We start from the raw sequence: 21,170 nt of genomic DNA on the forward strand, positions 1-21,170 counted from the left end.
TGCTCGTTCATAAGATATTGTTATAAAAGTATTTATTTTTTGGAATAGTTGCTGCTTTAAATAATTACACATCCACAGGAGAGTGTCATTATGAAAAGTAACATAACCGTTTATCTACTATTCGCACTTGCAACGGGCTTCGTAAGTGCAGCACCATTTCAGCAGTGCCCAAGTAAAGCATTTTTGATTCAGGGAAAACCCGCGCAAATGTTTGGCGTTGACCTAGTATCTGCTAAATCTACAGTGCTAGCTGCAACACTCAATTTTACTTCAGAAGCTAACAACGAAAGTGTCAATGCGGTTGGCTTTAATTATAAAGACCAATATATGTATGGCTTTAGTAAACAATCCCCGAAAAGTGTTGTGCGAATTGGTGACGAATACATATTAGAGCGGTTAAATGTAAATGGACTACCAGACACCAACTTTTATGTTGGTGATATTCAGGTAAATAGTGAAACTAATCAGGCTATGTATTATCTATATCACCCAAAATTTGGCTTGTTTGGTATAGATTTAACAGAACCATCTGATGCGTATCAAGCAGAATTAGTAGCGGACTCAGCTAATTGGGGTTTAGCTATTTATGATTTTGCGTTTCATCCTCATAGCAATCTTTTATATGCGGTTGAGTCAAATGGCGACTTATATGAGATAGATTTAGATAATAAGACACCCACTTTTGTCGCAAACCTCGACATAGCCGGCGATACCGGTGCAAATGGTGCCAGTTATTTTGATGTACAAGGTCAGTTTTATTTTAGTAATAACCGCAGTGGTAAAATCCATAAAGTAGATTTAGGTAAAAGCCCTGTAGATGGTTATACACCGACCGCTTCAGTATTTACTTTGGGGCCTACTTCAAACCAAAATGATGGTGCACGCTGCGCTATCGCAGAAGTAAAAGTAACTGATAATTCAATAGACTTTGGCGATGCACCCATGCCATATAAAACAGTACTTGCTGATAGTGGTGCCCGTCATTTGTTTGACCCTAATGAAGACCAATCAAATTTAGTTTATCTAGGCGCATATGTTGATGGTGAAAATATCAACATAGAAGCAGATTTACAGGCATCTCCGGTCGATAGCTCTGATGATGGCGTTAAGTTTGTAACTGATTTCGTGGCTGGCTCTACTAGTCAGGTATTAGTAACAGCCCCTAATGATAATGGTTATTTATATGCTTGGTTTGATTGGGATCAAAACTTCCAGTTTGACTCTGATGAAATTACAGTGAGTAAATATCGCTTAAATAAAGGTGATAACAGTGTACTAGTCGATGTACCTAGTGATGCTGCAATGGGGGCTACATGGGCTCGTTTTCGTGTGACCGATGGCAGTGAGTTAAGCCCAATTACAGCCAGTGGTGGGGTAACAGGTGGCGAGGTAGAAGATTATCCAGTAACAACATATGGTAGCTTGGTATACCCAAGTGAAAATGGCTGGGTAACCCTTGCTTATGAAGATCAATGGCCATTTGCCGGTGATTATGATTTTAATGATTTAGTTGTTAATTATCGTACAAAGTTAATAGAGAAAGATGGCCAAGCGCTTGGTTATAAGATTGAAGGAGAATTAGTAGGAATAGGCGCAAGTTACCATAACGGTTTTGCTGTTAGATTAGCTCAGTCCTCAGGTGGAAGTTTAAAGCGAATATTACGAAACCAAGTAAATGAGAGCGAGATTAGTTTAATTATTAATAATGAAGTGCAGACACACACCGTGTTAGAAGAAGGTGTTGATGATGCCATTCTCATTATAATGCCAGATACTTGGTCGTATGTAAGCAGTCAAAGCGGGTGCAGTTTCTTTCGTACTGAGAATGGTTGCTATACCAGTAGTAAAGTTGGTTTTACTTTGAGCGTTTCTTTAAATACCGGTGTTTCTTCAGTAAATGCACCGAAATACACTTTAGATCCTTTTATATTTGGAGCAGCTGGTTTCAGCCATGGGCAATTTTTAAGTGGAAAAGACCCAAGAAGTTGGGAAGTTCATTTAAAAAATCAAGCACCGACAGAAAAGTTTGACCAAAGCTTTTTTAATTACCCTGAAAGTGATGATGCATCAAATAACCTATTTGGATATTACTTTCAATCACCTACCGGTTTACCTTGGGCTATTGAGGTTGGAGCTGAGTGGGCACATCCAAAAGAGAAAGTTGATATAACATTAGCTTACAGCGAATTCAAAATATTTGCAGAGTCATCTGGGCGTGAAAGCACACTTTGGTTTAATAGTGCAAAGCTGGCAAATGTTATTTTACGAGGAGAATAATCATGAAATATTATACTTTAATAACTTTTAGCCTAATGTTGTCAGCATGTGGTGGTGGCGAAAGCAACTCATCAATTAAGACTGAAAGTGCTATACAGACACCCACCACAAGTACAGCTACTGAAACAACTGGAACAGATATAAGTGCAGAAACAGAGACAATGGCGGACTTAATGATTGAACCGGAATTTGATTTAAGTAGCAAAATGGAACTAAGCGTAGATGTTGATTTAAACATGGGTGATAGCAGAGCGTATGTAAATATTTGTCTAAAAGGTGATGATAACAGAGCAGATTACAGCCAGTGCTTACTGCGTGCTCCATTAAAACAAAGCAAATTGTTATCTAGTGTGATGCTTGCAAACAATGCGATACAGCTGGTGGCTGAAGTGTGGTTTTATGACTCTCAAAATGAGCCTCTACGTTTTTATTGGCAGTATTATGATAGGCAACCATCCGTGTTTAGTATTCGCTAAAATAAGTGATCGATATTATGTTTTTTTAAGTTTAATTTTAAGAGACCGATTATTTTCAACAGCTTAAAATAGGATTTTGATATGCAATATATAGAAGAGGTACTGCAAACTGTAAAAGAGTCTAACCCAAACGAACAAGAGTTTTATCAAGCTGTTGAAGAAGTGTTGACATCAATTAGTCAGGTAGTTGAAGCTAATAGTGAATATCGAGAACATGCTATATTAGAGCGATTAGTTGAGCCTGAAAGACAGGTAGTTTTTAGGGTACCTTGGCTTGATGACAATGGCAAAGTCCACGTTAACCGTGGTTTTAGAATTGAATTTAGCTCGACCCTAGGTCCATATAAAGGTGGCTTGCGTTTCCATCCGAGTGTTAATCAAAGTGTGGTTAAATTTTTAGGCTTTGAGCAAGTTTTAAAGAATTCACTGACAGATTTACCTTTAGGAGGAGCCAAAGGTGGTGCTGACTTTGATCCAAAAGGTAAAAGTGATAATGAAATTATGCGTTTTTGCCAGTCATACATGACAGAGCTTTATCGTCACATTGGTGCAAATACAGATGTTCCTGCTGGCGATATTGGTGTTGGCACTAAAGAAATAGGTTACTTATTTGGTCAATACAAACGCATCACTAATCAATTTCAAGGTGTACTTACCGGAAAATCAGAAATTATGGGTGGTTCAGCTTTAAGAACAGAAGCAACTGGCTATGGTATCGTTTATTTCTTGAGTGCAATGCTAGATGCTAAAGGTGAGTCCTTAAGGGGTAAGAGGTGTTTAGTGTCTGGAGCTGGTAATGTTGCGCTATATCTGATGGAAAAACTCGATGAATATGATGCAATAATACTAAGTTGTAGCGATTCAAAAGGTACACTGTATTGCAAGGATGGGCTTGACGTGAAATTAGTTAAGCATTTAAAGAAAGAAAAAGGAGCTGAGCTTAGGGATTATTTGAACAAGCATAAAGATGCTGAATTTACGCCTGTTAATCAATACCCTAGTGAAGGTCATCAAGTATGGCAATATGAAGCCGACATTGCACTTCCGTGTGCAACACAAAATGAAATTACCGAAAAAGATGCTTTAACACTTGTAGAAAATAACTGTTTGATCGTGTGTGAGGGCGCAAACATGCCAACCACAGTCGATGCGCTTAAAGTATTTAAAAAGCACAATGTCTTTTTAGGACCAAGCAAAGCAGCAAATGCGGGCGGTGTTGCCACGAGCCAATTTGAGATGGCTCAAAATGCAAGTATGCAAAAATGGCGGCCGAAACAAGTTGATGAAAAGCTTCAGCAAGTTATGAAGTCAATTTTTGATACTATTTCATCGACAGCTAAACAGTATTCTAATGAATACGACCTTGTACTTGGTGCGAATATAGCGGGGTTTGAAAGAGTTGCAGATGCAATGGGCCTTGTTGATCAAATACAGCTCTCTAACAAACTCACTTAACTTACTGATATTTAGGCAGACCAAGGGTGTTGATCTTATTTAGCGCCTTCACTTTGATCATCGCTTCAACCAGCTGGCGATTGTAATCACGCGCATTTAGCTTAGCCCCCATCAACTGTTTAAAACGGTACATCGCTGTTTCTGCTAATGAGCGCACATGATATCCACTGAGCTTTTTCCATTGTGCGATTCCTAACTTATTGCACAACATGACAGCCTCATTGCGTGGATGCTTATCAGTCCACAGCCGTGCATTCTCTCTCGGCGGGATAGCAGGTATCGCGCCTTTTTCAGTAATTTCTGCATAGCAGCGGCGGCTATCATAAGCACCATCAGCGCTCACTCTATCTATACGCCGGCGTAATGGTCTTATCAAATCTTGGAGGGTCTCGCCGTCGGTGACGTTACTGAGCGTCATTTGCGCCCCCACAATATCATGCGTGTTGGCATCCACCGCAAGGTGCAGTTTTCGCCACTTTTTTCTTGCCTTTACGTGGTGCTTCTGTGCATGCCATTCACCTTCGCCAAACACCTTAAGTCCTGTGCTATCAACTACAATATCTACAAATCCAGTGGTGCGGACTTTACTGCGAAATTTAATATTCAACTCAGCACTGCGCTTACACAGACAACTGTAGGTTGGGGCTTCAAGCGGAAGCTTCATCAAAGATAATACCGATTGTGTGAACCCTTGTAGTGCCCTGAACGACAAGCCAAAGACAGCTTTGAGTGTTAAGCAAGTTTCAATAGCAAGATCAGAGAAATGATTAGAGCGGCCACGCCCACCGTGAGTACATTCGTTATACCAATGACGCGTTGCTTTTTCGTCAAACCAGAAGCGAATATTACCGCGGTTAACGAGGGCTTGATTATAGTGAGACCAGTTTGTGATTTTGCTCATTGTTGTTGCACGGGCTAGTAGGATATAGATGATCTGATCACAGGCTGGCAAGATAGTTCAAACTTTTAGGAAACAACGCCGATGCAATGTTAAAACAAGGTGTTGTGTAATGCTTCATAATTAAAAAATATTCTTTTTAGTAATATAAAATGAAATATAAAAAGACACCCACTTTTACTTATGTAAAAAGTAGGTTGTCACAGCCTTTGGTTGAGCACATTATATATACAAATGGTATTTAGTTCTTTTTCACTATTTGAATTTAAGTTTTAGTTATTAATTCTAGCTAAAATAAAATTCAAAACGTAGACATTTACGATTTATAAAAATAGAGAAATAAAAGTAGTGATTGTATAGTTTTAGAATTTAGCAAAACAAAGCTTGGCTATTAGCTATTGAGCTTCTTCGTTTTCTTTTCATGAGTATTGCATGAGCTGTAATTGCTTGCTCTTTACCAGCTACATTTTTAAATGAACGTGTAAATGAGGTCGTGAGTGAAAGCCAGTTGCTAGCACTTATATTTAACCTTTCTATAATTGGGGCCGCTTCATCAGGTATTTTACCTGGTTTATTATTTCGTATAGAGCGGCCAGTCCAATCAACGAGTTGCAGGTATGTTTTTAGGTCAAATGGCAGACCTTTAGGTGTACGTTTATGTTGCTCACCAGCAAAGCGCATGAGTGCTTTCGGTTGCTTACCTGTTTCAGATGATTGAATTCGCATTTTAATACTTGTGTAGTCGGACTTTTCTGGTAAATCAGCTGCTTTGGCTCTAATCGGGTTTAAGTCAACATAAGCAAGACAAGCAGCAAGCGCAGCTTCATCTAGCAAAGCTTGTGATTTGAAACGGCCTTCCCAAAATCGCCCTTTGCAGCCATCTTCTTTGTTGGCCTTTCGAGCAATACCTTCATTAAGAACTCGCATAAACCAACTAATACTACTTAGCCTTTCTCGATAAATATTAATTCGAGCATTTAAAGCTGCGAGCTCCGCCTGTGTAAGTAATTCACCACTTAAATACCGTTGACATAAAAAAGAGCTTTTAAACAACTTGTGCCATCTTATAAGAATAGCTTTATTATTTAATCGCTTAGATTTTTTTAAATTAACATGGAGTACCAAATGAGTATGATTGCTCATAACAGCATAAGCACAAATATCAATACAAAATATATTGCCAAGCTGAAGTAATTTCGTTTCAACCCAATCGCGCCGGTGCTCATAAGAGCGACCAGTAAGTGGGTCTTTTCCACATAAATAAGCGCGGCGAACGCAACGTGAAATACAGTGGTAATAAGGTGTGTTTGAAAGGCTAATTAAGTTCTTCCGTGGTGTTGCCATGCTCTTCTCCTCCATGAGTTGAACATTTTAAGTTTAGTCATAATTTTGAGAAGTGAGAAATATTAAGTTGGGTGTCTTTTTTTAATTTATTCTTTAGAAATAGAGTTGAGTTTCCTCTTTAGAATTAAAATGGGTGTCTAAATATCTTTTCATAACATGGGAGTCCTAATAAATAGGAGTCCTAATAAATAGGAGTCCTAATAAATAGGAGTCATAATAAATAGGAGTCATAATAAATAGGAGTCATAATAAATAGGAGTCATAATAAATAGGGGTCATAATAAATAGGAGTCATAATAAGTAGGAGTCATAATAAATAGGAGTCATAATAAATTGGAGTCATAATAAATAGGAGTCATAATAAATAGGAGTCATAATAAATAGGAGTCATAATAAATAGGAGTCATAATAAATAGGAGTCATAATAAATAGGAGTCATAATAAATTTAAAAAGCTCAGGCGTTGCTGAGCTTGGCTGAAATTAGGTTGTATTTTGCAAGCAAATGATTACGAAAAAGCTTTTTCGCTGAGGAGTTCTTGCATTTGTTCGCGCATTTTGAATTTTTGTAGTTTACCAGTCACTGTCATTGGGTATTCTTCAACAAAGCGAATGTATTTTGGTACTTTGAAATAGGCAAGTTTGTCTTTTAAAAATTCGCGAATGGCATTTTCATCAAGCACTGCATCATCTTTGGGTTGTATCCAAGCGCAGACTTCTTCACCATATTTTTCATCGCTAATACCAAAAATTGCTGCATCTTGAATGCCGGGGTAGGTATACAGAACCTCTTCAATTTCTCTTGGGTATATGTTTTCGCCACCGCGGATAATCATGTCTTTGATACGACCAACTATTGCAACAAATCCATCTTTATCCATTACACCTAGATCACCAGAATGTAACCAGCCTTCTTTATCGATAGTTGCGTTAGTTTTTTCTTCGTCGTTCCAATAACAACGCATAATGCCTGCGCCACGGCTACATACTTCACCGGGTATACCTACTTTTTGTACGTCGCCTAATTCGTCGATGATTTTAACTTCAGTATGTGCTAATGCACGGCCTACCGTGGTCACTTGTTTTTCTAGCGGTGAATCGGTTTCTGTAACATTATTGATAGGGCTACATTCAGTTTGACCATAGCCAATTACCACTTCTGTCATATGCATCAAAGTATGAACTTTACGCATTACTTGTTCAGGACACGTAGAACCGGCCATAACACCTGTGCGTAGGCTAGATAAATCGTAGTTTGCGAATTCTTTGAGTTCTAACTCGGCAATAAACATGGTCGGTACACCATGTAAACCAGTGCAACGTTCTTTTTCAACCACTTCAAGGGTTGTTTTAGGATCAAATGAATCACCAGGGAAAACCGCGGTGGCACCTTTACTTATACATACTAAATTACCAAGCACCATACCAAAGCAATGATAAAGGGGCACAGGTATACAAAGTTTATCCATATGAGTAAGTTTCATCGCTTGTGCCATTAAAAAACCATTATTCAAGATGTTTTTATGCGATAAAGTAGCTCCTTTTGGATTACCTGTGGTACCAGAAGTAAATTGAATATTGATATCTTGGTCACAATGCAAAGTGGCAGCAATTGCATCAAGCTCTAGCTTATGGGCATCTGTAGCGCGTTGCATAATATCGTTAAAACTAAACATCCCAGGTGCTGGCTCGTTACCAATTCGAATTATGTTTTTTAAATGTGGTAGAGCGCTTAAATTTAATTCACCAGGTTCTGAATTACTAAGCTCAGGCGCTAGTTCATTGAGCATGCTAATATAATTACTCGCTTTAAACTCACTTGCTGTGATAAGTGTTGAACATTCAACACTGTTCAGAGCGTATTTTAACTCGTTTGGTCGGTACGCAGGGTTAATACATACCATTATTGCCCCAATCTTGGCTGTGGCAAATTGGGTTAAGCACCATTCAATATTATTAGGTGACCAAATGCCTACACGGTCACCAGGTTTAACACCGATAGCTAACAACCCCATGGCAAGCTGATTAATCTGATGTTGATATTGTTTATAAGTTAAACGGATCTGTTGATGATGAACCACTATAGCGGGGTGTTCTGGGTAATTGTCGACAATATCATCAAGATACTGCCCGATTGTTTTATCTATCAAAGGACTGTCTGTGCAACCTTTATAATAACTATGAGAAAGTGGAAGCGCATTACTTTGTGTGTTCTTTGTCTGCATTGTTATCTCCGTGTCCGGTTAATTTGTTGTCGTGGACTTGATGCAAAAAAATTGAAAAACATTGTGGGTGATTTTCAAAACATGCGTACCTAATTAACTAAACATAGGTTGTCGACAAATAAAAGCTATATAAGACTAATGTACAGAGGGATTTTGAGATTACAGAAAAGTAAATGGAATCGTGGGTATAAAAAACGTGCCGAAGCACGTTTTATTGTTAGGTTATTGTTCGTCTTGCTTATATGTCTTACGCATTAGGTATACATAGGCACTGATAAAGGCATTTTCCTGGAACTTCTTAAGGCCTGTATCTTCGAAATCGATAGGTAAGGGGTTACGTTTTAGTTGCTCTTTAATTGTCGTTGCAGAAAAAATCTGTACATCCAATTCGTCAATCAGCTGAATAGCTGTTTCCATTTTAAAGCCTTTCGCGCTTCCGGCGAACTTACCTTTTGGCTGACGCTCTTTAATCGCAACAGAGTCAATTTGATAATCTTGCATTAGCTTTCTAAAATCAAACTGAAACTTACGCATAACCTCAGTGTCATTACCGTTTGCTAAAGTAAAGCGTGTTTGTCTGATGTCACGGATATCAAATACATCATTGTCTTTGGTTAAAATACAAAGTAGTACGTCACTACCTGTGATTTCTACACCGCATGTTCTCATGGTCATTCTCTAAATAACTTAATTTGCGCAATTATAGCAAGTAACGTTATGAAAAACAGTTGCTTTAAAAATGAATTTTTATAGCAATAATACTGTGGTCACTGACACTGATATCTTCGATTAATTGTGTCGGTGAAATATGTTTGTCATAACTTTCATAGTCGAGCGTTTTAACCTTAGAAACTTGGCACTCAGGGTTAAAATGCGCTGAGGCGAGAATGTAATCAAGCACATTACCTTTCCCTTGGTAATAATGGCTGAAGGGTTTTGATTTATTCTCATTAAAACAGCGGCTAAACTCAAAGCTGTCTGTTAAACCAACAACGGGTTCGTTATGTTCTATGCAGGGTTCACAACGAGTTGGGTGAAAACCTTGAGTCATAAATGACAATGTCGGACTGGTAAGTACATCATTAAAATCACCCATAACTAATGTTGCACACTGTTTTTCTCGCTGGGTTTTAAGGGCGTCATAATAAACAATCGATGCTTCTAGTGATCGTGAAATTTGTGATTGCATGGTGCCAACTGTCTGGTGTAGCAACTGCAAAAGTGGATCTTCAAGGTTATGTATATTAAGTATGTGCGCCATTGACTGCACTCGTTGTGATTTAAAATGAACCACATAAAAGCAAACTTCACCAAATTCAGGAAGGTCAATTAAACACTTAATAGGTGTGCGATTAAATTTGAACTCGTTTTGATTATTTAAATACTCAAGTAATTCGGGGCAAGGTGCTAGTGCCTCAACTGATTTAAATGGGTATTTACTTGCAATTGCAACCACAGGGTTGAACAATACTTGCGGGTACAACGCATCATGAGATGGGTTATCGACTGTTTTAAAGTAGTCATAGCCAGCTTCTTTACATTGAACTTCTAAGGCATGTTGACTAAACACTTCTTGAAATGCCACCACATCCGGGCTTGATTCACTCAAAAAATTAGCAACAAACAATTGTTTTTGTTGCCACTGAGTTTTGTTATACCGCTCATGCAATTGATAAAACGAGTAGGGGGGCGCGGTATAATTTAATAAGTTAAACGTTGCAAACTTGAAAGAACGCGAGTTTGACATCTTGATTACCTTAAAAGTATTAACTCATTAAGTATGAAATGAGTTAACTAATTGTCAATTTAGTCTTCTAATTACTTGTATTTGAGTACGTGAGCGGCGACAATGGTCGCTTGTATTTGCGAAGACTCAGTAAATACGAGCTTAATTAGCAATGCTTATTCGTAAAAGCGTTGCAGAGTTACTTAAAATTAATTTTAAAATATTACATGTGATGCATTGTAGGCATCACCACTGTATTAAGGATGTATAATGCCAGTTATTACCCTCCCTGACGGCAGTCAGCGTAGTTTTGAAAACCCAGTAAGCACATATGACGTAGCAAGCGATATCGGTCCCGGACTTGCCAAAGCAACCATTGCCGGTCGAGTTAATGGTAGCCGTGTTGATGCATGTGACTTAATCACCGACGATGCGCGATTAGAAATTATCACAGCAAAAGATGATGATGGTTTAGAGATCATCCGTCACTCGTGTGCGCACCTTATTGGTCATGCGGTTAAGCAGCTTTTCCCTGAAGCAAAAATGGCAATCGGTCCGACCATCGATAATGGTTTTTATTACGATATCGATATGGAACATTCTTTAAGCCAAGATGATTTAGATGCTATCGAAAAGCGTATGCTTGAGCTTGCAAAAACAAACTACGACGTTGTTAAAAAGACCGTAAGCTGGCAAGAAGCACGCGATACTTTTGAAGCGCGTGGTGAAACATATAAGATGGAAATCTTAGACGAGAACATTGCAAAAGATGACCGTCCGGGTTTATACCATCACGAAGAATACATCGACATGTGTCGTGGTCCACACGTACCAAATATGAAATTCTGCCAACACTTTAAAATTATGAAAGTGGCAGGTGCTTATTGGCGTGGTGACTCAGAAAACAAAATGCTGCAACGTATCTACGGCACAGCATGGGCAGATAAAAAGCAACTTAAAGCATATTTAAAACGCTTAGAAGAAGCTGAAAAGCGTGACCACCGTCGTATTGGTAAAGCACTTGATTTATGGCACTGGCAAGAAGAAGCTCCAGGTATGGTGTTTTGGCACAATGATGGCTGGAGTATTTACCGTGAACTAGAAGACTTCGTTCGTGAAAAGCTACGTGAGTACGATTACGAAGAAGTAAAAGGCCCGTTAATGATGGACCGTGGTTTATGGGAAAAATCAGGTCATTGGGACAAATACGCAGATGCGATGTTCACAACTGAATCTGAAAAGCGTGAGTATGCAATCAAACCTATGAACTGCCCAGGTCACGTACAAATCTTTAATCAAGGTTTAAAATCATACCGTGATTTACCATTACGTATGGCTGAGTTTGGTTGTTGTCATCGTAACGAACCATCAGGAGCACTTCACGGCTTAATGCGTGTGCGAGGATTTACACAAGATGATGCGCATATCTTCTGTACAGAAGAGCAAATCATGGATGAAGTTTCTGCATGTATTAAAATGGTTTATGACACATACGAAACGTTTGGCTTTGAGAAGATTGTTGTAAAACTTTCTACTCGTCCAGAAAAGCGTATCGGTGAAGACGAAATGTGGGATAAAGCAGAGCTTGCGCTTGCTGAAGCACTTAAAGCAAACGACATTGAGTTTGATTACCTACCAGGTGAAGGTGCATTCTACGGTCCTAAGATTGAATTTACACTTTATGACTGTTTAGATCGTGCTTGGCAATGTGGTACAGTGCAGCTAGACTTTGCATTACCGGGTCGTTTAGGTGCAACTTATGTTGCAGAAAACAATGAACGTCGTACACCTGTAATGATCCACCGTGCTATTTTAGGTTCAATTGAGCGTTTCATCGGTATTTTAACTGAAGAATATGCTGGATTGTTCCCAACATGGCTTGCTCCTAAGCAAGTAGTGATCATGAATATCACGGATAAACAAGCTGATTATGTGCAAGAAATTGTACAAAAATTAAATAAACTTGGAATTAGAGCCGCTGCTGACTTGAGAAATGAGAAGATTGGCTTTAAAATCCGTGAACATACGTTAAAGCGTATTCCTTACTTACTTGTTGTTGGCGATAAAGAAGTTGAACAGCAAGAGGTGGCAGTACGTACTCGCACAGGTGAAGACCTAGGCAAATTTAGTGTTGATGATTTTATCGCTAAAGTAAGCGAAGAAATTAAAAATCGACAATAAATCATGAGCGTGTAGGGCATAACAAACAGCCAACTACACGCTTTTTATTTTATATTCTTGGAGGATCGTACCATTAGAGGCGGCAAGAAAGGGCAACAAACAGCTCAAAAAAATCGTATCAACGAAGATATTACAGCTAAAGAAGTTCGTTTAATTGGCATTGACGGTGAACAAGCTGGCATCGTGTCATTAAAAGAAGCACAAGCTATGGCTGATGATGCGGGTGTAGATCTTGTAGAAATCAGTCCTAATGCTGAGCCACCTGTTTGTAAGGTTATGGACTACGGTAAGTTCATCTTTGAAAAAAGCAAAGAACTAAAAGAACAAAAGAAAAAGCAAAAGCAGATCCAGGTTAAAGAAATCAAATTCCGTCCGGGTACGGATGAAGGTGATTACCAGGTTAAGCTTCGCAACTTACGCAAGTTCTTAGAAGCGGGTGACAAAGCTAAAATTACTATCCGTTTCCGTGGTCGTGAAATGGCTCACCAAGAAATTGGTATTGAATTATTAAACCGTGTTAAAGCTGATTTGGAAGATGTTGCACAAGTAGAGTCTTTCCCAAATCGTGTTGAAGGTCGCCAGATGGTTATGATGATGGCGCCTGTTGCTAAAAAGCAATAAACGCGGTATATTACGCACCGATTTTATTTCAGGTCTGCAAGTAACAGTTTTCTGTTCACCTGAAATAACCGGTTTAAGTAAGGTTGCACTGCTTTTGTAGTGAACCTTCACCGGACTATGGCAGTAAGTTAGGCCTTTAAAGAAGAGCTATTTTATATCTCTCGCCTGCTTGCTAATGTTTAAGCAATACATTTGGAGTTATTGCAATGGCTTATAAGCTAAAAACTCACAGAGGCGCTGCTAAGCGTTTCAAGAAAACTGCTTCTGGCGGTTTCAAGCGTAAACAAGCGCATCTTCGTCACATTCTGACTAAGAAAACTTCTAAGCGTAAATTACACTTACGTCCTAAGATGATGGTTCATAAGAATGACCATGGTCTAGTTTCACGTATGTTACCATTCGCTTAATAGGAGTCTTCAGAAATGGCAAGAGTTAAACGCGGTGTTATCGCACGTGCACGTCACAAAAAAGTTTTAAAGCAAGCTAAAGGTTACTACGGAGCACGTTCACGTGTTTACCGCGTAGCTTTCCAGGCAGTTACTAAAGCGGGTCAATACGCTTACCGTGACCGTCGTGCTAAGAAACGTACTTTCCGTCAACTTTGGATTGCACGTATCAATGCAGCTGCTCGTCAAAACGGTCTTTCATACAGCCGTTTTATCAATGGTCTTAAAAAGACTTCTGTAGAAATCGATCGTAAGATTCTTGCAGATATCGCTGTTTATGACCAAGTTGCATTCGCAGCGCTTGTTGCAAAAGCAAAAGAAGGCCTAGCGGCTTAATTTCGCTTTTCATAAAGTTTAAAAAGGAGCCTAGTGCTCCTTTTTTTGATCTTATACCAATCCGCTTAATTAAGTAGTCTATTTTGAGACAATAAAACCTCGTTGATAACAAGGCGAAAATTTCGTTATTTAGTTGTTCTAAATGAGAAATTTTTAATGCAGTTAGCGACAGGTTTAATCCCTCAAAATGATTAAGTATTATTGCGGGTTGGTATTAAATAATATTCATAAGTAACATCGATTCTGCATAGCGTATGTCGTTTGCTCCATTTTTTTGTTGAATCACCGCAGTTTACGCAATCCCTTCAGATTAGTTGTTATAATTTCCACAAAGAATAAGTACCGCACTTGAGAGTGATATGTTTGCGAGTTTAGTGTTTTTATCTGCTGCAGTAACTTTAGACAGCCACTTACCCCCATTGTTACCATGGCAAGGTGACAGTGTGTCTTTGATGCAAGAAAAAGGGCCATTGACCACAGATTTTGAATTAAGTGAAGGCACTTTATCACCAAATTATGCTGACACTATGGCATTTGTTGATCGCCTTGTTGCGGCAAATCCAACACAGTTCAAAGTCACGACTATTGCAAAGAGTAGCTCTGACCGTGCGGTCAAGATGTTAGTGGCGAATGAGCAAGGCTTATTTGATGCGAAACAACTCGTAGCAGATACAAAACCAACCATTTTGATTCAAGCAGGTATTCACAGCGGTGAAATTGATGGCAAAGATGCCATGTTTATGCTTTTACGCGATATTGCGACAGGTAAACGCCGCGATATTTTGAGCAAAGTAAATATTCTGTTTATCCCTATTTTAAACGTTGACGGTCATGAACGTAGAAGCAAATATAACCGTATAAATCAGCGTGGTCCTATAGAAATGGGTTTTCGGACAAATGCACTAAATTTAAACTTAAATCGAGATTACACAAAGCTTGATACGCCAGAAGTACGTGGCGTGATGAAAGCTATTAATCAATTTAAACCCGATTTATATGTGGATATCCATGTAACCGACGGCGCTGATTATCAATATGATGTGACCTACGGTTACAACCCCGTTTTTTCCAGTGAGTCACCAAGCGTTTCTGAAGCGTTAGATAACCTTTTTAAACCAGTAATAGACGCAAAGCTTGAAAAAGCAGGCCATATTCCAGGTCCGCTAGTTTTCGTTATGGATAAGCGTGAGTTTAAAAAAGGCTTAGCTGGTTGGGTCGCTACTCCGCGTTTTTCAAATGGCTGGGGGGATTTACGTTCACTGCCAACCATCTTAGTTGAAAATCATTCATTAAAACCCTACAAGCAACGTGTTTTAGGTACCTATGTTTTTATTGACGGTACGATTGATGCTTTAGCAGCAAACGATAAAGCGCTTAATGAAGCTGTTAAAAAAGAGCTTGATTTTAAGCCAACGCAATTAGTCGTTGAGCGTGGTTATGCGAAAGAGCCAGATACTATCGAATTTAAAGGTATCGCTTATTCAAGAACAGAAAGTGCATTGTCAGGGCAGCCTGAAGTTAAATATTTAGGTGAAGCTAAAAACTATGACGCATTACCAATTTTTTGGCAAAAAGACGTTAAAAAGACCGTTAATGTTCCTACAGCGTTTTATATTCCGCCTGCATACAGTCAATTGGTTGCAAAGCTTAAACTTCATGGTATCGACGTAACGACACTGAATGAAGCTATTTCTGAACCATTAACGCAAGCAAGCGTTGCTGATTATTCATTTGCAAAAACGCCTTTTGAAGGACGTTTTCGCGTAGAGGCAACATTTGATTACAATACAGTTGAAAATATCGATATAACAGGCTGGTATAAAGTCTCAACGGATCAGTCCTATTCTGAACTGGCAACGCACTTGTTACATCCTGAAGCGCCTGATTCATTTTTTGCGTGGGGTGAGTTCAATACTATTTTTCAGCGTACCGAGTATGTGGAAAATTACGCTTTAATGCCGTATGCACGACAAATGTTAAAAGATAAGCCAGCACTAGCTTTAGAGTTTGACAAAAAAATTCGTGAAGATAAAAACTTTGCAAAAGATGCAGATGCTCGTTTGCATTGGCTTTATGAGCGTACACCATTTTATGATCAAGGCTATTTAAAATATCCAATTTTAATGACGTTTGAGCAGTTACAAAAAGGACAATAACATGAAAGTCATAACTGTTCCTGTCACTGGTTTTGCCCAAAACTGTCGAATTATTATTTGTAAGCAGACAAATAAAGCAGCTTTAGTTGACCCAGGTGGTGATGCAGAAAAGCTACAAGCTGAACTTGCAGCTTTAAATTGTCAATTAGAGGCAATTTATTTAACACATGGTCACTTAGACCATGTGGGTGCTGCAAAGCAACTCGCAGAGCACTTCAGTGTTGATATCATTGGCCCACATTTAGATGATAAATTTTGGTTTGATGCCTTACCCATGCAAGCACAAATGTTTGGTTTTACGGCGATTTCGCCATTTTATCCAACGAAGTGGCTAAATAATGGTGATACAATCACAGTGGGTGAACTTGAATTATCAGTACGCCATTGCCCAGGGCATACGCCTGGTCATGTTGTTTTTTATCACCAAGGTTCAGAACAAGTGATAGTGGGTGATGTGATTTTCCAAGGCTCTGTTGGTCGTACTGATTTTCCGAAAGGGGATAGTGCGCAATTAATCGAATCAATTAATTCTGAGATCTTATCATTCTCAGATGAGGTTGCTATTTTGCCAGGCCACGGTCCGAATACCACCGTAGGGCATGAGCGAAAAACAAATCCATTTATTAGTGGACGTTTTGGTTAATGCCAACTCGTAATATTTGCTAAGTACTTTATTAAATGGGTTGGTATAAAATTGCAATTTTTTTGCATAAATAGTAGAAAATAGGCAGACTGATTTTTAAATCAGTTATATAATTTAACCAGTATTTTTACAGAAAAAGAAATAAAATGTCTCTGAACCAAGTAGATCGCCAAATTTTGGCATTATTACAGCAGGATGCTAGCTTATCTACGGCAGAAATTGCCGATAAAGTTGGTTTATCTCAATCTCCATGTTGGCGTCGTATTGCTAAGCTTGAGCAAGATGGCTATATCAAAGGTAAAGTTGCTTTGCTTGACGAGAAAAAGCTTGGCTTTGATATGTTGGTTTACGCCCATGTTCGTTTATCTAACCACGGTAGAACAAATCTAGCTGAATTTGAGCGTTTAATTATGAGCTATGATGAAGTAACTGAGTGCTACAGCATGGCAGGTACTATGGACTTTATGCTTCGAATTATTTCTAAAGGCATAGAGGGTTACGAGCAGTTCGTACGTGATAACTTATTAAACCTTGAATTTGTACAAGAGGTTCACTCGAACGTAACAATGACTTGTGTTAAGCGTAGTACGTCTCTACCTCTTTAGTCTTTTTCTACTACGTTTTATTTTTTCGAAAACGGTTAGTGCTTTTAGGCACTAGCCGTTTTGTTGTTAATAATTGTTAACTTTTGCAGATTTTGCTAGAATTCTGCGCCTTGCCGAAATGCATTCACTATAAAGAGGATCTTAATGTTTAACTTACTCAGCAAAGCGCCAAGCTCTGCTAAAAACGATATTCTATCAGGCCTGACAGTTGCGTTGGCGTTAGTACCAGAAGCGGTTGCGTTTGCTTTTGTTGCTAATGTAGAACCATTAGTTGGTTTATATGCCGCATTTATTGTTGGCTTAATTACGGCTATTTTTGGTGGTCGTCCAGGTATGATTTCTGGTGCTACCGGTGCACTAGCCGTTGTAATGGTAAGTTTAGTATTAGATCATGGCGTAGAGTATTTATTTGCAACCGTCTTATTGATGGGAATACTGCAAGTGCTCGCGGGTATTTTTAAGCTTGGAAAGTTTATTCGAATGGTCCCGCATCCAGTAATGCTGGGCTTTGTAAACGGTCTTGCTATTGTGATTTTCTTAGCCCAACTAGGTCAATTTAAAGTACCCGATGGTATGGGTGGTCAACAGTGGATGGAAGGGCAAGCACTATATATTATGCTTGGTTTAGTAGCGTTAACTATGGCTATCATTCACTTCTTGCCTAAGTTAACCACTGCAGTTCCTTCATCGTTAGCTGCGATTGTAACCGTGACCGCGATTGTGATTGGCTTTGATTTAGAAGCACGTACAGTTCTTGATTTCTTAAAAGGGATGACTGGCAACGAGCAAGCTACTATTGCCGGAGGTTTACCTGAGTTCCATATTCCTATGGTGCCATTTAACCTTGAAACATTAAAAATTATCTTCCCTTATGCGTTAGTTTTAGCGGCAATTGGTTTAATTGAGTCATTATTAACATTAACTTTGATTGATGAAATTACTGAAACTCGTGGCCACAGTAATAAAGAGTGTATTGGTCAAGGTGCAGCAAATATTACCTGTGGTTTCTTCGGAGCGATGGGTGGCTGTGCGATGATTGGTCAATCTATGATCAATATTAATTCGGGTGGTCGCTCACGTTTATCTGGCATTAGTGCAGCATTAATACTGCTAGCATTCATCATTTTTGCAGCCAGTTTAATTGAAATGATCCCACTTGCTGCGCTTGTTGGTGTTATGTTTATGGTTGTTTTAGGTACTTTCGAGTGGGCAAGCTTCAAAATGATGAAGCGTGTTCCTAAGTCTGATGCCTTTGTGATTGTACTTGTATCAGGTGTAACCGTAGTAACAGACCTTGCAATTGCAGTATGTGTGGGTGTCATTGTATCGGCTTTAGTATTTGCCTGGCAGCATGCGAAACACATTTACACGAGTAACTACATCGATGAACAAGGCTCTAAAGTGTATGAGCTTCATGGTCCATTATTCTTTGGCTCGGTTAAGAACTTTGCTGAGTTATTTGATGTTAAAAATGACCCTGATGATGTGATCATTGAATTCAAACACAGCCGTGTAGCTGATCACAGTGCAATTGAAGCAATTGATAGTCTTGCTGATAAATACGCTAAAGCAGGCAAACAATTACACTTGCGTCACTTAAGCCCAGACTGTATTCAGTTATTACATAAAGCACGTGACTTAGTTGAAGTTAATGTAATTGAAGATCCAAACTATAAAGTTGCTTCAGATAAATTAGCTTAAAAATAAAGCGTTTAAAAAGCGAAGGCTCACAAGGTCTTCGCTTTTTTAATGTCTGAATAATGCGGTAAGGCTATAAAAAATTAAGATAGGCGGCAGTGCTTTGTTCTCGTGACTATCGGTATAATAAAAATAATTATGAAAGGTAATCTTATATTTTGAATTGGCAATCATTAGTTGATAATCGACAACGCTTTTTCTGGGTTTTGCAAATTGCAGGCTGGATAGGGTATGCGTTAGTTAATTATATCGGCTCAAAAGTCTTTGAAATGCGTGATATTTACGTATTTGTTATTGTGTTAAACGCCTATGCAGGCTGTTTAATGACAGTACCTTTGCGTTATATGTACCGTAAAGTGTGGAATGCTTCACCTTGGGTATTGATGCTCGTGGTTTTTGGTGCTTCATATGTTACTGGGACACTTTGGGCTGTAGTACAAAAATTCAATTTATGGGAAATCTACCGTCACGGTTACCGCCCAAATGAGTGGTTTTATTACTTTCAGCAAGGTTTAGATTCGGTTTATATCATTCTTTGTTGGAGTGGTTTGTATTTTGGGATTAAGTATTATCAGCTATTGCAAAGTGAGCGTCAAAAAGCTTTAAAAGCAACCACTATGGCTCATGAAGCACAGCTTAAAATGCTGCGTTATCAACTTAACCCACATTTTTTATTTAATACCTTAAATGCAATCTCCACGTTGATTTTGGTAAAAGAGAATAAAGATGCGAATTTAATGGTGTCTAAATTGAGTGATTTCTTGCGTTATACACTTAATACCGACCCCATTAAAAAGGTGCCGTTAGAACAAGAAATTCATGCATTGATGCTGTACCTTGAAATCGAAAAAGTTCGCTTCGATGAGCGCTTGCAAGTAAATGTTGATGTAAGCGAGCAAGCAAAAGAAGCCTTGGTACCAAGCTTAATCCTTCAGCCTATAATCGAAAACTCGATTAAGTATGCGATAGCGCAATTAAATGAAGGCGGTGTGATTGATATTAAAGCACAAGTTTTTGCAAATGAACTATTATTGGAAGTAGGCGATAATGGTCCTGGCACTGAGCTAAAAAATGGTCAACTAGTTAATTCACATGGCGTTGGCATAGCAAATACACAGGACCGCTTAAAAACACTTTATGAGAACAACTACTCGTTTGTTCTCTCTGACAATACGCCAAGTGGGTTAAAAGTTAATCTGCGCGTTCCGTTTGAAAAGGCTGTTAAGAAATGAGCAAAATTAGAACTTTGATCGTTGATGATGAACCGTTAGCAAGAAAAGGCCTAGCTGTTCGACTTTCTGAGTTTGACGATTTAGAAGTCATTCGTTTATGTAGCAATGGTCAGGAAGCAATTGAAGAATGCTTATCAGGCAACATTCAATTGGTTTTCTTAGATATTCAAATGCCAAATATGAACGGTTTTGAAGTTGCAAGAGCACTTAGCGAGAGCGTAAATCCATTACCAGCTATTGTGTTTGTAACAGCTTTTGACCAGTTTGCAGTAAAAGCATTCGAGATTCATGCGTTGGATTATATTCTTAAACCAGTCGATGACAACAGACTAAAACAGGCGGTAGAAAAAGTGCATACCTATTTAAAAACGCAACAAGATAACGCCCATAAGAAAAAACTAGCGAGCTTTGTTGCAGGTATTACAGGCAATAATTGCGAAGAAATTCTAAAGAAGTTAGCAACGGGCGATAGCCTTGCTGATCGTCGTTATCCAGAATCATTAGCTGTAAAAGAGCAGGGCGAAATTGTCCGTGTGCCAGTAATTACAATTCAATGGGTTGATGCAGCAGGCGATTATATGTGCTTACATTGCCAAGATGGACAAACTCACATACTGCGCAAAACAATGAAAGAGCTTGAACAAGAGCTTGATCCGCAATTATTTGTCCGTGTTCATCGCAGTGCAATAGTGAATACAAAGCAAATTAGCAAGCTTGTTACTCAAGTAAGTGGAGAATACCTTTTAGTGTTAGATAACGGTCAAGAATTAAAAGTAAGCCGCAGCTACCGCGACAAAGTTAAAGCAGCACTTGCTAGTTAACTAATTAAATACAAACAAAAAAGGCGCAATCT

The 21,170-nt window shown here is 38.8% G+C and carries 18 protein-coding genes; 13 read left to right on the forward strand and 5 right to left on the reverse strand.

What is annotated here, in order from left to right; translation table 11 throughout:
- Window positions 1–90: 90 nt before the first annotated feature.
- The 3 genes from J8Z25_RS08140 (at window position 91) to gdhA (ending at window position 4,208) form a co-directional block, all read left to right on the forward strand.
- Window positions 91–2,277: an LruC domain-containing protein gene (locus J8Z25_RS08140; RefSeq protein ID WP_250661959.1), complete on the forward strand. Its 2,187-nt coding sequence runs from the start codon at window positions 91–93 to the stop codon at window positions 2,275–2,277.
- A 2-nt stretch (window positions 2,278–2,279) separates the two neighbouring features.
- Window positions 2,280–2,753 (forward strand): hypothetical protein, encoded by a 474-nt coding sequence (locus J8Z25_RS08145; protein ID WP_250661960.1) that lies wholly within the window; start codon window positions 2,280–2,282, stop codon window positions 2,751–2,753.
- A gap of 81 nt (window positions 2,754–2,834) precedes the next feature.
- Window positions 2,835–4,208, forward strand: coding sequence for an NADP-specific glutamate dehydrogenase (gene gdhA, locus J8Z25_RS08150; RefSeq protein WP_250661961.1), 1,374 nt, complete (start codon window positions 2,835–2,837; stop codon window positions 4,206–4,208).
- A 1-nt stretch (window position 4,209) separates the two neighbouring features.
- Here the strand turns inward: gdhA and J8Z25_RS08155 are convergent, their stop codons facing one another.
- From J8Z25_RS08155 to J8Z25_RS08175, 5 genes are all read right to left on the reverse strand, one after another.
- Window positions 4,210–5,109 (reverse strand): IS5 family transposase, encoded by a 900-nt coding sequence (locus J8Z25_RS08155; RefSeq protein ID WP_250661049.1) that lies wholly within the window; start codon window positions 5,107–5,109, stop codon window positions 4,210–4,212.
- Window positions 5,110–5,475: 366 nt separating this feature from the next.
- On the reverse strand, window positions 5,476–6,450 hold the full coding sequence (locus J8Z25_RS08160; RefSeq protein ID WP_250661962.1) for a transposase: 975 nt from the start codon (window positions 6,448–6,450) through the stop codon (window positions 5,476–5,478).
- Window positions 6,451–6,957: 507 nt separating this feature from the next.
- Window positions 6,958–8,673: an AMP-binding protein gene (locus J8Z25_RS08165; protein ID WP_250661963.1), complete on the reverse strand. Its 1,716-nt coding sequence runs from the start codon at window positions 8,671–8,673 to the stop codon at window positions 6,958–6,960.
- Between the two features lie 222 nt (window positions 8,674–8,895).
- Window positions 8,896–9,342, reverse strand: a complete 447-nt coding sequence (locus tag J8Z25_RS08170; protein ID WP_130052294.1) for a DUF3010 family protein — start codon at window positions 9,340–9,342, stop codon at window positions 8,896–8,898.
- 64 nt (window positions 9,343–9,406) lie between these two features.
- The gene (locus tag J8Z25_RS08175; protein ID WP_178926928.1) at window positions 9,407–10,420 is read right to left on the reverse strand and encodes an endonuclease/exonuclease/phosphatase family protein; all 1,014 of its coding nucleotides are present in this window, start codon (window positions 10,418–10,420) and stop codon (window positions 9,407–9,409) included.
- A gap of 249 nt (window positions 10,421–10,669) precedes the next feature.
- Between J8Z25_RS08175 and thrS the strand changes: the two genes are divergently transcribed.
- The 10 genes from thrS (at window position 10,670) to J8Z25_RS08225 (ending at window position 21,138) form a co-directional block, all read left to right on the forward strand.
- Window positions 10,670–12,580, forward strand: coding sequence for a threonine--tRNA ligase (thrS, locus tag J8Z25_RS08180; RefSeq protein WP_130051571.1), 1,911 nt, complete (start codon window positions 10,670–10,672; stop codon window positions 12,578–12,580).
- A 57-nt stretch (window positions 12,581–12,637) separates the two neighbouring features.
- Entirely contained in the window at window positions 12,638–13,201 is a 564-nt protein-coding gene (infC, locus tag J8Z25_RS08185; RefSeq protein WP_130051570.1) for a translation initiation factor IF-3, read from the forward strand.
- A gap of 206 nt (window positions 13,202–13,407) precedes the next feature.
- Entirely contained in the window at window positions 13,408–13,608 is a 201-nt protein-coding gene (rpmI, locus tag J8Z25_RS08190; protein WP_054554888.1) for a 50S ribosomal protein L35, read from the forward strand.
- A 15-nt stretch (window positions 13,609–13,623) separates the two neighbouring features.
- Window positions 13,624–13,983 carry a 50S ribosomal protein L20 gene (gene rplT, locus J8Z25_RS08195; protein WP_036968189.1) on the forward strand — a complete coding sequence of 120 codons (360 nt, stop codon included), beginning with the start codon at window positions 13,624–13,626 and terminating at the stop codon, window positions 13,981–13,983.
- A 359-nt stretch (window positions 13,984–14,342) separates the two neighbouring features.
- A complete protein-coding gene (locus J8Z25_RS08200) occupies window positions 14,343–16,139 on the forward strand; it encodes a M14 family metallopeptidase (protein ID WP_130051569.1) in 1,797 nt (598 codons plus the stop codon).
- A 1-nt stretch (window position 16,140) separates the two neighbouring features.
- Window positions 16,141–16,782, forward strand: a complete 642-nt coding sequence (locus J8Z25_RS08205; protein WP_250661964.1) for an MBL fold metallo-hydrolase — start codon at window positions 16,141–16,143, stop codon at window positions 16,780–16,782.
- A 146-nt stretch (window positions 16,783–16,928) separates the two neighbouring features.
- On the forward strand, window positions 16,929–17,387 hold the full coding sequence (locus J8Z25_RS08210) for an Lrp/AsnC family transcriptional regulator (protein ID WP_036968198.1): 459 nt from the start codon (window positions 16,929–16,931) through the stop codon (window positions 17,385–17,387).
- Between the two features lie 144 nt (window positions 17,388–17,531).
- Window positions 17,532–19,088 carry a SulP family inorganic anion transporter gene (locus J8Z25_RS08215; protein ID WP_167657712.1) on the forward strand — a complete coding sequence of 519 codons (1,557 nt, stop codon included), beginning with the start codon at window positions 17,532–17,534 and terminating at the stop codon, window positions 19,086–19,088.
- Between the two features lie 155 nt (window positions 19,089–19,243).
- Entirely contained in the window at window positions 19,244–20,317 is a 1,074-nt protein-coding gene (locus J8Z25_RS08220; protein ID WP_130051566.1) for a sensor histidine kinase, read from the forward strand.
- Entirely contained in the window at window positions 20,314–21,138 is an 825-nt protein-coding gene (locus tag J8Z25_RS08225; protein WP_130051565.1) for a LytR/AlgR family response regulator transcription factor, read from the forward strand. The genes J8Z25_RS08220 and J8Z25_RS08225 overlap by 4 nt, the downstream gene beginning before the upstream one ends.
- Window positions 21,139–21,170: the final 32 nt, after the last annotated feature.

This window comes from Pseudoalteromonas sp. SCSIO 43101 (genome assembly GCF_023650775.1).
GTDB lineage: Bacteria > Pseudomonadota > Gammaproteobacteria > Enterobacterales > Alteromonadaceae > Pseudoalteromonas > Pseudoalteromonas apostichopi.